9 protein-coding genes are annotated in these 13261 nt (G+C 75.0%); 7 read left to right on the forward strand and 2 right to left on the reverse strand.

What is annotated here, in order from left to right:
• Positions 1-139 precede the first annotated feature (139 nt).
• The gene (locus ABT345_RS06925; protein WP_345088231.1) at positions 140-1846 is read left to right on the forward strand and encodes a glycerol-3-phosphate dehydrogenase/oxidase; all 1707 of its coding nucleotides are present in this window, start codon (positions 140-142) and stop codon (positions 1844-1846) included.
• A gap of 13 nt (positions 1847-1859) precedes the next feature.
• Here ABT345_RS06925 and ABT345_RS06930 read toward each other — a convergent pair whose 3' ends face one another.
• On the reverse strand, positions 1860-3188 hold the full coding sequence (locus ABT345_RS06930; RefSeq protein ID WP_345088229.1) for a serine hydrolase domain-containing protein: 1329 nt from the start codon (positions 3186-3188) through the stop codon (positions 1860-1862).
• Between the two features lie 188 nt (positions 3189-3376).
• On the opposite strand from ABT345_RS06930, the gene ABT345_RS06935 reads away from it, so the two are divergent.
• The 6 genes from ABT345_RS06935 (at position 3377) to ABT345_RS06960 (ending at position 12252) form a co-directional block, all read left to right on the forward strand.
• Positions 3377-5422: a serine/threonine-protein kinase gene (locus ABT345_RS06935; protein WP_345088227.1), complete on the forward strand. Its 2046-nt coding sequence runs from the start codon at positions 3377-3379 to the stop codon at positions 5420-5422.
• Between the two features lie 201 nt (positions 5423-5623).
• Positions 5624-7804, forward strand: coding sequence for a serine/threonine kinase C-terminal domain-containing protein (locus ABT345_RS06940; protein WP_345088225.1), 2181 nt, complete (start codon positions 5624-5626; stop codon positions 7802-7804).
• A gap of 182 nt (positions 7805-7986) precedes the next feature.
• Positions 7987-9177, forward strand: coding sequence for an amidohydrolase family protein (locus ABT345_RS06945; RefSeq protein WP_345088223.1), 1191 nt, complete (start codon positions 7987-7989; stop codon positions 9175-9177).
• Between the two features lie 8 nt (positions 9178-9185).
• Positions 9186-10340, forward strand: a complete 1155-nt coding sequence (locus ABT345_RS06950) for an acyl-CoA dehydrogenase family protein (RefSeq protein WP_345088221.1) — start codon at positions 9186-9188, stop codon at positions 10338-10340.
• An 8-nt stretch (positions 10341-10348) separates the two neighbouring features.
• Positions 10349-11308, forward strand: coding sequence for an acyl-CoA dehydrogenase family protein (locus ABT345_RS06955; RefSeq protein WP_345088619.1), 960 nt, complete (start codon positions 10349-10351; stop codon positions 11306-11308).
• Positions 11309-11757: 449 nt separating this feature from the next.
• A complete protein-coding gene (locus tag ABT345_RS06960; RefSeq protein WP_345088219.1) occupies positions 11758-12252 on the forward strand; it encodes an ATP-binding protein in 495 nt (164 codons plus the stop codon).
• Positions 12253-12320: 68 nt separating this feature from the next.
• On the opposite strand, the gene ABT345_RS06965 is transcribed toward ABT345_RS06960, so the two are convergent.
• Positions 12321-13247, reverse strand: coding sequence for a cyclase family protein (locus ABT345_RS06965; protein WP_345088217.1), 927 nt, complete (start codon positions 13245-13247; stop codon positions 12321-12323).
• Positions 13248-13261 lie beyond the last annotated feature (14 nt).

Genomic DNA, 13261 nt, shown 5'->3' on the forward strand with positions numbered 1-13261 from the left:
CCGACATTTCGCGCAGAATGGGAATTGGTGGATCAAGGTGGCGGGGTGTTGCCGCCGGTGGCGGAGGGGGAGTGACGGCAGCCGAGGCGGACAGAATCGACCGACGGGGGTGTGGTCCCGATCACAGTGGGAGGCAGTGGTGAAGACAGCGACCCTGGGACCGGTGCAGCGCGCCGAGGCGCTCGCCCGGATGGCGGAACGGGAACTCGACATTCTGGTGGTCGGCGGCGGCGTCGTCGGCGCCGGAACCGTCCTGGACGCGGCGACCCGGGGGCTCGCCACCGGGCTCGTCGAGGCGCGCGACTGGGCGGCGGGCACCTCCAGCCGCTCCAGCAAGCTCATCCACGGCGGGCTGCGGTATCTGGAGATGCTGGACTTCGCGCTGGTACGGGAGGCGCTGAAGGAGCGCGGGCTGCTGCTGGAGCGGCTGGCCCCGCACCTGGTCAAGCCGGTGCCGTTCCTCTACCCGCTCCAGCACCACGTCTGGGAGCGCGCCTACGCCGGCTCCGGCGTGGCGCTCTACGACGCGATGTCCCTCTCCTCCGGCCACGGCCGCGGGCTGCCCGTCCACCGGCACCTCTCGCACAGGAGGGCGCTGCGGGTCGCGCCCTGTCTGCGCAAGGACGCGCTGGTGGGGGCGTTGCAGTACTACGACGCGCAGATGGACGACGCGCGGTTCACCGAGACGCTGATCCGCACCGCCGCCTCGTACGGCGCGCAGGTCGCCAACGGCGCGCGGGTGGTGGCCTTCCTGCGCGAGGGGGAGCGGGTGGTCGGCGCCCGGGTCGAGGACGTCGAGTCCGGCGGCACGTACGAGATCCGGGCCCGGCAGATCGTCAACGCCACCGGGGTGTGGACGGACGACACCCAGGGACTGATCAACGAGCGCGGGCAGTTCCACGTCCGCGCCTCCAAGGGCATCCACCTCGTCGTCCCCAAGGACCGCATCCACTCCACGACCGGGCTGATCCTGCGCACCGAGAAGAGCGTGCTCTTCGTCATCCCCTGGGGCCGGCACTGGATCATCGGCACCACCGACACCGACTGGGACCTCGACAAGGCGCATCCGGCGGCCTCCAGCGCCGACATCGACTATCTGCTGGAGCATGTGAACTCCGTCCTCGCCACCCCGCTGAGCAGGGACGACGTCGAGGGCGTCTATGCAGGGCTGCGGCCGCTGCTGGCCGGGGAGTCGGATGCGACGAGCAAGCTCTCGCGCGAGCACACCGTGGCGCACCCGGTGCCGGGGCTGGTCGTGGTGGCCGGCGGCAAGTACACGACGTACCGGGTGATGGCGAAGGACGCGGTGGACGAGGCGGTGCACGGGCTCGACCAGCGGGTCGCGGAGTGCGTCACCGAGGACGTGCCGCTGCTCGGCGCCGAGGGGTACAAGGCGATGTGGAACGCGCGGGCCCGGATCGCGGCCCGCTCCGGGCTGCACGTCGCCCGCGTCGAGCATCTGCTGAACCGTTACGGCTCGCTGACCGAGGAGCTGCTGGAGCTGGTGGTGGCCGATCCGACGCTGGGCACGCCGCTGACCGGCGCGGAGGACTATCTGCGCGCCGAGGTGGTCTACGCCGCCACCCACGAGGGCGCCCGCCACCTCGACGACGTGCTGACCCGGCGCACCCGCATCTCCATCGAGACCTTCGACCGCGGCACCCGCTGCGCCCGCGAGGCGGCGGAGCTGATGGCCCCGGCGCTGGGCTGGGACGCGGCGCAGGTCGACAAGGAGGTCGCGCACTACGAGAAGCGGGTCGAGGCGGAGCGCGAATCGCAGCGCCAGCCCGACGACCTGACGGCCGATGCGGCACGGCTGGGCGCGCCGGACATCGTCCCGCTGTAGGCGTCCTGCGGTCTCAGGGCGTGGGCGCCGCGGCCCGCGGTGCGTCCGTCGCCGTGGCCGGTTTCGCGGTCCCGGCGCCCGAGCCCGGATCCGGTTTCCGGTCCGGCTTCGGGCAGAACTCCGCGGTCAGGACGGCGTCGTCGTCGGGCCGGGCCTCGGGGGCGTCGGTGTTGACGTGGTAGCTGACGAGGTGCATGCCGTCCGCGGAGGCGGCGGTGCGGGCGTACGAGCCGTGGATGTCGCCGTTGTGGCCCCAGACCGTCACCCCGCAGGGCAGCCGGGTGGCGTAGACGCCGAGGCCGTAGGCGCCCTTGGTGGCCCGTTCGTCGCGGAGTTCGGCCAGCTCGCGCGGGGGCAGCAGACGGCCGCTCAGGAGGGCGCCGAAGAAGCTGTTGAGGTCGTCGAGGGTGGTGATCATCTCCCCGGCGGCCCCCGCCCAGCTGGGGTTGAGGTCGGTGACGTCGATCCGCCGGTCGCCGGTGCGGAGGTACGCGCGGCCGTGCGGGCGGGGCAGGGCGGTGCGGGTTCCGGGGAAGCTGGTCTGATTCAGGCCGACGGGGGCGAGTATCCGGCGGCGTATCTCCTCGGCGTAGCGGCGGCCGGTGACCGCCTCGACGATCAGGCCGAGGACGACGTAGTTGGTGTTGGAGTAGGCGTAGCGCGCGCCGGGGGCGGCGCCCGGCGGATGGCGCAGCGCGCGGCGCAGCAGTTCGGCGGGGGTGTGGGTGTCGTAGCGGTGGGCGGCGAAGCCCGCGCCGGTCAGGCGGAGGGCCGGGTCGTCGGTGTAGTTGAACAGGCCGCTGGTGTGGTCGAGGAGCTGGCGGACCGTCACCCGGGAGAGCGGGGCCAGGTCCTCGCGGGACAGGACCGGCGGCCTGTGGTGGCCGGTGGTCAGGAGCCGGCCCGCGGAGCCGTCCAGGGTGAGCCGCCGCTCGGCGGCGAGCTGGAGGACCACGGTGGCGACCAGCGTCTTGGTCAGGCTGCCCGCGCGGAAGTGGTCGCCGCGCTCCATGGGGCGGCGGGTGCGCAGATCGGCGACGCCGGCGGCGGAGTAGCGGGACGCGGCGTACCGCCCGCCCCGGGTGACCAGGGCGGCGGCACCCGGGGCGCCCGCGGCGACCATGCCGCGCAGCGCCGGTGTCGTGGTGTCGGGCGGCCGGGGCACCGGGGACGGCCCCAGCAGGTGATAGTGGCGTCCGGTGCAGGCGGTCAGCAGCAGGCAGGAGAGCGCGAGCAGCGCCGCCAGGAGGGGGCGCGCGGCGGGCGGGCGGCGGCGCTCGGGAGGCGCGGGCGGGCGCCGGGGCACGCCCGCGGGCGCGGGGTGCGGCCGTTGCGTCGTCATCGGGGATCCCGTCCTTCGGGCCGTCTCGGCGGGTGCGCGCGGCACTGTACGTCACGGCCCCGGGCCTTCCGCACCCTCGCGGATGAGAGAGAATGAAGGCTCTGCCAGGGTGGGTTGTCCGAGTTGGGCCAGTTTGGCGCCGATGGAAATCGGGGCCGCCAACTCGGCTGGATTGCAGAGGGGATTCAGTGGGCGACGAGGTCGAGATGGACGGCAAGGAGGGCAGGCTGCTCGCCGGCCGGTACCGGCTCGCCGGAGTCCTCGGCCGCGGCGGCATGGGCACCGTCTGGCGGGCGCGCGACGAGGTGCTGGGCCGTACGGTCGCGGTCAAGGAGCTGCGCTTCCCCGGCGGCGTGGAGGAGGACGAGAAGCGCCGCCTGATCACCCGCACGCTGCGGGAGGCCAAGGCGATCGCCCGGATCCGCAACAACGGCGCGGTGACGGTCTACGACGTGGTCGACGAGGACGACCGGCCGTGGATCGTCATGGAGCTGGTCGAGGGCGGATCCCTCGCCGAACTGGTGCGCGACGACGGTCCGCTGACCCCGCACCGGGCCGCCGAGGTGGGCCTCGCCGTCCTCGACGTGCTGCGCGCCGCGCACCGCGAGGGCATCCTGCACCGCGACGTGAAGCCGTCGAACGTCCTGATGTCGGACGACGGCCGGGTCGTGCTGACCGACTTCGGCATCGCCCAGGTCGAGGGCGACCCGTCGGTGACGTCCACCGGCATGCTCGTCGGCGCCCCCTCGTACATCTCGCCGGAGCGCGCCCGCGGCCACAAGCCGGGCCCGCCCGCCGACCTGTGGTCCCTGGGCGGTCTGCTGTACGCCTGCGTCGAGGGCGTGCCGCCGTACGACAAGGGCTCGGCGATCGCGACGCTGACGGCGGTGATGACCGAGCCGCTGGAGCCGCCGAAGCACGCCGGGCCGCTGGCCGACGTCATCTGCGGGCTGCTGGTCAAGGACCCGGACGCGCGGTTGGACGACGCCGGGGCGCGGGTGCTGCTGGAGAAGGTGCTGAGCGCGCCCGAGAAGGAGGAGCCGCCGCTCGACGCGACGCGCGCGATGGCGCTGCCGGTGGTGCCCGAGGAGGCGGCCGCACCGCGTCCGGCGGCGAAGCCGAAGCCCGCGGCCAGGCCCAAGCAGCGGAAGCCGAAGACGGCACCGAAGGCGGGCGCGGGTGCGGCGGCCGCCGCCTCCGGGGCGCCGGCCGCGAAGGCGGCGCCGGCCACGGCTCCGGCGCCGGCGAAGCCGTCCGGTGCCGCGGGCGGCGGGTCCGCGAAGGCGGCGGGCGCCGCGCGGCCGGGCTTCGACAGCGAGGCGGCCAAGGAGCGGATGCGCGACGCCCTGAAGACGGTGCGGGCGGCGGCCGCGTCGGCCGCCTCCTCGGCGTCGGCCGCGGCGTCCGCGGCGCGCTCCGGCTCGGGCGGCTCGGGCGGCGGGCGGCCGCCGCGGGCGTCGGTCACCGATGTGGTGCCGCGCCGCACGCTGGTCATCATCGCGGTCGTCGTGGCGCTCGCCGTCGTGGCCGCGATCCTCGGGTTCGCGCTGTCCGGCGGCGACAGCGGCAACGGCGCCGCGGCGGGCCGGGACATCGAGGCGACGGCGGCGCAGACGCACGCCTCGCCGGGCGGCGGCAAGGCCGACGGCGGGAAGTCCACCCCGTCCGAGCAGTCCCCGCCGGCGCCCGGCACCGGTGGCGGCGGCACGAAGGACGACGGCGCCGGCGACGACGGCAAGGGCAAGGACAAGGGCGAGGACGGCGGGAAGGACGCGCCGCCCGCCGGGTACGCCGAGGTCACCAACGGCGATTTCCACTTCCGGGTGGCGATGCCCAAGGGCTGGCACCGTACGGGCACCGCGGGCCAGAACTCCGGCGCGATCTTCAGCAAGGACGACGGCTTCCCCCGCATCCAGATCGACTTCAACGCCTCGCCCGGCAAGGACGCGGCGGCCTCCTGGCGTCAGCTGGAGCCGGCGGTGCGCAGCTCGACGCCCGACTACCACCGGATCGCCATCAAGTCCGTGGAGTGGCGGGACTACCCGACGGTCGCCGACTGGTCGTTCACCCGCACCTCGCACGGCGAGAAGGTGCGGGTGCTCAACCGCGGCTTCCGGGTGGACGACGGCCACGGCTACGCGATCATGATCACCTGCAAGGCGGACGCCTGGTCGGGCGATGAGTGCAAGAAGCTGCGGGACACCGCGTTCGCGACGTTCGCGGTCAAGGACTGACGGACCGTCGGCCCCGAGGTGACGGGCCGCGCGTGTTGGCCCGGAGCGGACCGCGGTTGCCGCTCCGGGCACGTATCGTGAGATTCACAAGGCTGTTCGGGCCCGCGGGGTGCGGGTCCGGTGCGGGCGGCCCGGGCGGGCGCCCGCGGGGGATGCGGCGCCGGTGCGGTGGCGGCGCGGCACTTACGCAGGGGAGGCGTCGTGGAGCGGTACGCGGGGCGGATGCTCGCGGAGCGTTACCGTCTGCCGCTGCGGCCCGAGGGCGAGGGCGCCGCCGCGGTGCTGCGCGCCCTCGACACGTACAGCTCGCAGGAGGTGCTGCTGCGTCAGGTGCCGCTGCCCGAGGTGGTGGAGGCGGAGTTCGCCGATGCGGCGGTGGGCGGCCGGTACGGCGGCGGGCGGGCCGGTGCGGCGCGGGAGGCGGCGCGCGATCCGCGGGACCCGGTGGTGCGCCGGGCGTTCCTGGCGGCGACCCGCGCCGCGGAGCTGCCGGACCATCCGCTGCTCGACCAGGTCTTCGACGTCTTCGTGGCGGACGGCGCGCTGTGGATCGCCGGTGAGCTGATCGCCGCCCGCCCGCTCGCCGCGCTGCTCGCCGAGGGGCCGCTGGTGCCGCAGCGGGCCGCCGAGATCGGCGCGGACGTCCTCACCGCGCTGCGCGCCCTGCACGCGCAGGGCTGGGTGCACCGCAACATCACCGATCGCACGGTCTTGATCTGCGACGACGGACGCGCGGTGCTGAGCGGCCTGGCGGCGGGCGCGGCCCAGGAGGCGCTGTGCGGCACGGAAGCGATGCCGCTGCCGGCCCCGGTGCCGGCCCCGGTGCCGGCCCCGGTGCCGGCCCCGACGCGGGGGCCGGAGGTGGCGGAGGCATCCGGCCGCGAGACGTCCGGGAGCGAGGCGCCCGGCGGTGAGGCGGCCGCGGGCGGGGCGCCGGACGCCGTGCCCGGTGCCGGCGCCGCCGCGGAGCCCGCCGGTGCGCCCGCGGCCGTCCCGGCGATCCCCGCCCCCGCGGGGCCGTCCCCGAGCGACCCCGGCCCTGCGGGAGCGGCCCCTGCGGACCCGCCCCCCACGGGCACCGGCGGTGCCGGGCTGGTCGCCGGGCGGGTGCGGGAGATGCGGCTGGCGCTCGTCGGGCCGGTCGTCGAGCGGTGGGCGCCGGAGCAGGCGGCACCGGCCGGGGCCGGGTCCTGGGGCGCGGTGGGCACGGGCACCGACCTGTGGGCGCTCGGCGCGCTGCTCTTCCGCTGCGTGCAGGGCCATCCGCCGTACCCGGAGGAGGACGCGGCGGAGCTGGCCCGGATGGTGTGCGCGCACCGCCCGGCGCCCGCCGGGGCCTGCGGGGTGCTGCGGCCCGCCGTCGAGGCGCTGCTCGGCCCGGATCCGCTCGCCCGGCCCGCGGTGAGCCCCCTCCTCGGCGTGCTGCGCGCGGTGACCCGCGGCGCGACCGAACCGGAGCTGGACAGCGGGCTCGTCACCCTCCCCGCCCGCGACCCGCGGCGGCTGCCGGAGGTCCGGCGCCGCGGCGAGGTGGTCCGCAAGGGGCGGCCGGGCCGCGGGGCGCGCTCCGGCGCGCCGTCCGCGCCCGCGCCGAAGCCGTCCGGCCGCAAGGCCCGCGCGGCGGTGGCCGACCGGCACGAGCCGCCCGCCCTCGCCGCGCCCGCCCCGGGCCGCGCGCCGAAGCCGCCGCGCTCGCGCGGGCCGCGCCATCTGGGCGCGTTGCTGCTGGCGCTGGTCCTGCTGCTGATGGCGGGCGCCGTGGCGTGCGTCGTGCTGTTCCTGCCCTCGGCCGACGAGGAGGCCCGCCGCCGTCCGGGCGGCGGCGCCACGAACGCGCCGTCCCCCACGGCCACGCCCTCGGCCACCGCCCCGGACGACGGCCGCGGCGCGCCCCCCGCGGGCAGCCCCCAGACCACCACCCCGGCCGGTCTCGCCACCGGCTTCGCGGTCCGCAAGGACCCGGCCGGTTTCCAGATCGCGGTCCGCGCGGACTGGCAGCGCCGGGGCCGGGACGGACACGACCGGATCCGCTACACCGGCGGCGACTACGAGCTGGTCGTGGTGCCGGGCCGGGACACCGTCGCCGCGTTCGGCGCCGACCCGATGGCCTACCAGCAGGACAAGGAGCCGGAGCTGGCGGCGTACCGCGCCGCCTCCTGGGCGTCCGCCTCCGGGCTGCGGCGGACGGACGTGGGGCGGACGGCGATGGCCGAGGGCGGCTTCAGCTGGAAGGACGCCAGTGGCCGCGAGGTCTACGTCCGCAATCTCGCGATGATCCACCAGGGCCGCTACCACCTCGTCCAGGTCATCGGCCCCAAGTCCGGCAGCCGCACCGTCGACCGCCTCTACGACCAGGCCACGGGCTCGTACCGCCCGGGCTGACCCGCCGCACCACCCTCTTACGGGCCGGACCCCGCCCCAGGGGCCCGGCCCGCCGTGCGTCCGCGCGCCCGCACCCCAAGCCTTGTCGCCCTCGTGCGCCCGGGGCTACCGTCATATCTGACGGAGCATCAGATACGGCGGATCGGGCAGCGGATCCGGCTGGTCCGGGTGAGGGGATTTAGGTGGAACTACCGCGCATCATCAGCGTCGACGACCATGTGATCGAGCCCGCGCACCTCTTCGAGACCTGGCTGCCGCGCCGCTACCGCGAGCGCGGCCCCCGGCCGCACACCGCCGGCATCGGCGAGCTGGCGTACACCGGCGGCAAGTACGTCATCACCATGGACCCCGACGGACCGCCGACCGACTGGTGGCTCTACGAGGACCTGAAGTTCCCGTACAAGCGGAACATCGCCGCCGTCGGCTTCGACCGCGACGACATGACGCTGGAGGGCATCACCCGCGAGGAGATGCGCCGCGGCTGCTGGGATCCGGCGGCGCGGCTGGCGGACATGGACCTCAACCACGTCGAGGCGTCGCTCTGCTTCCCGACCTTCCCGCGCTTTTGCGGCCAGACCTTCGCCGAGGCGCACGACAAGGAGGTCGCCCTCGCCTGTGTGCGCGCGTACAACGACTGGATGGTCGAGGAGTGGTGCGGCGACAGCGGCGGGCGGCTGATCCCGCTCTGCCTGATCCCGCTGTGGGACGTCGGCCTCGCCGTCGCCGAGATCCGCCGGAACGCGGCGCGCGGCGTGCGGGCCGTGACGTTCTCCGAGATCCCCACCCACCTGGGGCTGCCGTCGATCCACTCCGGCTACTGGGACCCGTTCTTCGCGGTGTGCGAGGAGACCGGGACGGTCGTCAACATGCACATCGGGTCGTCGTCGCAGATGCCCGCCGCCTCCCCGGACGCACCGCCCGCGGTCCAGGCCTCGCTCTCCTTCAACAACGCCATGGCGTCGATGATGGACTTCCTCTTCTCCGGGGTCCTGGTGCGCTTCCCGCGGCTCAAACTCGCCTACAGCGAGGGCCAGATGGGATGGATCCCGTACGCCCTGGAGCGCGCCGACGACGTCTGGGAGGAGCACCGCGCCTGGGGCGGGGTCCGCGATCTGATCCCCGAGCCGCCGTCCACGTACTACTACCGGCAGATCTTCTGCTGCTTCTTCCGCGACAAACACGGCGTCGCCTCGCTGGACACCGTCGGCGTCGACAACGCGACCTTCGAGACCGACTACCCGCACGTCGACTCGACCTTCCCGCACACCAAGGAGGTCGCCCTCGACCATGTGAAGGGGCTCGACGACGCGACCGTGTACAAGCTGATGCGCGGCAACGCCATCCGCATGCTCGGCCTGGACCTGGACCGGTAGGCCCGCCCGTGGACCTCACCTACACGGACGAGGAGGAGGAGTTCCGCGCCGGACTGCGCCGCTGGCTTGCCACGGCGCTCCCGGCGCTCCCGCCGCCCCCCGGCCCGCACGACTGGCCGGGCCGCCGCGCGTACGACACCGCCTGGCAGCGGATGCTGTACGACGCCGGGTACGCGGGGCTGCACTGGCCCGCCGACGCGGGCGGGCGCGGCGCCACCCCGACCCAGCACCTGATCTTCCTGGAGGAGACCGAGCTGGCCGGGGCGCCGTACGTCGGGGCGAACTTCGTCGGGCTGCTGCACGCCGGGCCGACGCTCGCCGCCGAGGGGAGCGCGGCGCAGCGCGCCCGCTGGCTGCCGCCGATCCTGCGCGGCGAGGAGATCTGGTGCCAGGGCTTCAGCGAACCGGACGCCGGATCGGACCTGGCGGCGCTGCGCACCCGGGCGGTCCGCGACGGCGACGACTACGTGGTGACCGGCAGCAAGATCTGGACCTCGCACGCCGAGGTCGCCGACTGGTGCGAACTCCTGGTCCGCACCGACCCGGGCGCGCCCCGCCACCGCGGCATCACCTGGCTCGCCATGCCGATGGACGCGCCCGGCGTGACCGTACGGCCGCTGCGCACCCTCGCCGGGTCCACCGAGTTCGCCGAGGTGTTCCTGGACGAGGTCCGCATCCCGGCGGCGCACCGGGTCGGGGCGGAGAACGACGGCTGGCGGGTGACGATGGTGACGCTCTCCTTCGAGCGCGGCACCGCCTTCGTCGGCGAGGTCGTCGCCTGCCGCCGGGTGCTGGGCGCGGTGGCGCGCGCCGCGCGGGAGAACGGCCGCTGGGACGACGCGGTGCTGCGGCGCCGGCTGGGGCGGCTCGCCGCCGAGTTCACCGCGCTGTGGCGGCTCACCCAGTGGAACGTCAGCGCGGCCCAGCGCGGCGGCGGGGTGCCGGGCTCCGGCGCCTCCGTCTTCAAGCTCCGCTACTCCCACGCCCGTCAGGAGCTGTACGACGCGGCGGCCGAGGTGCTGGGCGCCGGGGCGCTCGACGCGGACCACGAGTGGGTCGCCGCCCGCCTCTCGTCCCTCTCGTACACCATCGCGGCCGGGACCTCGCAGATTCAGCAAAACATCGTCGCCGAGCGGATCCTCGGCCTGCCGAAGGGGCGGTGAGCGCGGCCGTGGACTTCCAACTCACCAAGGAACAGGGCGAGTTGCGGGACGGGATGCGGGCGCTGCTGGCCGGGCGGTTCGGCCCGGAGCGGCTGCGCGCGGCCGTCGCGAAGCCGGCCCCGGACCGCGCGCTGTGGCGGGAGCTGGGCGCCGCCGGGCTCTTCGCGCTGCGGCTGCCGGAGGCGGACGGCGGCGTCGGCCTCGGGCTGCCCGAGGCGGCGCTGCTCTTCGAGGAGACCGGCCGGGCGCTGCTGCCCGGCCCGCTGGTCGCCTGCCATCTGCTGGCCGGACACCTCGACGGCGTCGCCACCGGGGAGCGCCTCGTGGGCCTGACCCAGGCGCCGGGCGGTCCGGGACTGTGGGAACACCCGGACACTTGCGAGGAGTTGGTGGTGCTTCCGGGTGACGAGGGCGGGCCCGTACGGGTGTTCCGCCCGGGCGCTACGACCGATACCCCGCGGCCCTCCTCCGTCGATCCGCTGACGCCGCTGGCCCGGGTGTCCGCGGGTGCCGGCCGGGCGCTGCCGGGGCCCGCACCGGACGTGCGCCGGATGCGGCGGGAGGCGGCGTTGCTCACCGCCGCGCAGCAGCTCGGCAGCGCGGCGCGCACGGTGGAGAAGGCGGTGGCCTACGCCCGGGTCCGGGAGCAGTTCGGGGCGCCGATCGGCGCGTTCCAGGCGGTGAAGCATCTGTGCGCCGGAATGCTGGTACGGGCCGAGACGGCGCGCGCCGCGGTGTACGCGGCGGCGGTCACCGAGAGCGAGGACGAGGTCTGCGCGGCGAAGCTGCTCGCCGACGACGCGGCGGTGCGTAACGCCCGCGACTGTCTGCAAGTGCACGGCGGCATGGGGTTCACCTGGGAGGCGGAGATCCATCTCCATCTCAAGCGCGCATGGTGGCGCGCGGAGTGCTGGGGCGGCGCACGGGAGACGGAGGAACGCCTGGCAGCCGGCCTGCTGACCGGATGATGTCCGGAGCGCGGGCAAGGGATGTCAGCTTCTTGCAGCCGATGCGCGAAATGTCGGTTCCGGCAGGCAGATTCGGTCACGGAGCGTCGATATCGGGTTGTGTCCTGAGCGTGACTCGTCACACGGGGGAGTCGGCGGCCCGCTCGGGTACGCTCGCTCGGGTGCGAGTGGTTCTGTGGCGCAACGATCACGGTGCCGTCGGTGAGACGGCTCCGGGATACGGAGTGCGCCGCCCTCGCACCGGTCGCGGAGGTCGGTTTCCGCGTGTTCGACTCCCCGAAAAAGTGCGTCGCACAGTATGCAACACGCATACTCCCTTGCGCTGGAATATGCCCGAAGCGCTTGTTGCCGTGACGGAACGTCAACCATGCTGGGAGTCGGTGAGGTCACGCACCGTGACCTCGTGGAGGCGCAAGGCGAAGTTTCCGCCGGTTCGGATGGTGTGAGCGGTGCAGGTGCTTCAGGTGCAGTTGGAGGTACGCCCCGACCCCGCTGAGGTGGGGCGGGCCCGGCGGTGGGCCAGGTCGCGGCTGGCCGGGTCGGGTATAGGCGTCGACGAACCGCTGTCCGAGACGCTGATCCTGCTGATCTCGGAGCTGGTCACCAACGCCGTGGTCCACACGGGCACCGCTGCCGTGCTGCGGATGTGCTTCTCCGGTTCCGGCGCCGTGGTGGGGACGGTGCGGGTGGAGGTCGCCGACGCCAGCGCCCGGCCGCCGCGCCCCCGGCACGCCGACGGCGACGACACCCACGGCCGCGGCCTGGAGCTGGTCGACGGGCTCGCCGACCGCTGGGGCTGGCAGCCCGAGGGCGCCGGCAAGCGCATCTGGTGCGAGGTGGACCGCGCCCAGCCGCTGCCGTTCGCCCCGGAGGACCGGGACGCCTCGTACCGCCCGGGCTCCGCGGCGTCCGCCGCCTGCCGCGTCACGCACCACGCCGTCTGAGCGCCGGGCCGCCCACGGGCCGTGGCCCGGGTGGGCGGGGGTGCGTGTGCGGGCGTGTGCCGGGCCGGTCAGAGCAGTGCGACGGGGGCCACGGGGGCGCCCGCGCCGCCGGTGAAGGGTTCGGCGACGGCGGACAGCAGGAAGGCGTGGCGGCCCAGCTCCGCGCAGGTCTCCGACAGCTCCTCCAGATTCCAGTTCTGGCCCTGGAGCATGCCCATCTCCACGAGGTGCAGCGCATGCACCGGCATCCACAGCCCCTCGATCTCCGGCGGGAAGATCTCGAACGTCAGGGTGTCGTTGGCGACCGCCGCGACGTCCCGCTCGTGGAACCACCGCGGCGTGCGCACCGACAGGCCCGGCGACGGGAACGCGTACGCCGCCCGCTCGCCCGCCAGATAGCGCCGCAGCTGCCCGGTGCGGACCAGCACCACATCGCCCGCCCGCACCCGGGTGCCGGCCAACTCCTCGGCCGCGTCCAGATCTTCGGGCGTCACGGCGTGGCCGTCGGGCAGTCGGTCGGTGCCGTGCGCGCGGGCCACGTCCAGCAGGACGCCGCGGGAGACGACGGGCGGCAGCTTCTCGACGCCGAGGACGGTGGCCCCGGCGTGGGCGGTGACGGCGTCGGCGGGGCGCCCGTTGTAGAGCCGCCCGGAGTGCGAGACATGCGTCAGCCCGTCCCAGTGGGTGCCGGCCTGGAGCCCCATGGTGACCGCGTCGTCCGAGGTGGCGACGGTGCCGGGGCCGAACAGCTCGTGGTTGACGGCGGTCATGGTGTGCAGCGGGTTGATCCGGCCGGGGACCGCGCCGGTCTGGACGCCGTCGTGGCGCAGCGGCAGCGCGAGCGGGACGCGGTGGCCGCTGCGGACGCAGGCGGCGGCGGCCCGGACCGTCTCCTCGGTGATCAGGTTGAGGGTGCCGATCTCGTCGTCCGGGCCCCAGCGGCCCCAGTTGTTCACCTGGCGGGCGAGGTCGTGGAATTCCTGCGGCAGCGGCAACGGGCCCTCCCGGG

Origin of the sequence: Streptomyces sp. NPDC000404, from assembly GCF_040300365.1 — a bacterium.
Taxonomy (GTDB): Bacteria; Actinomycetota; Actinomycetes; order Streptomycetales; family Streptomycetaceae; genus Streptomyces; species Streptomyces ramulosus.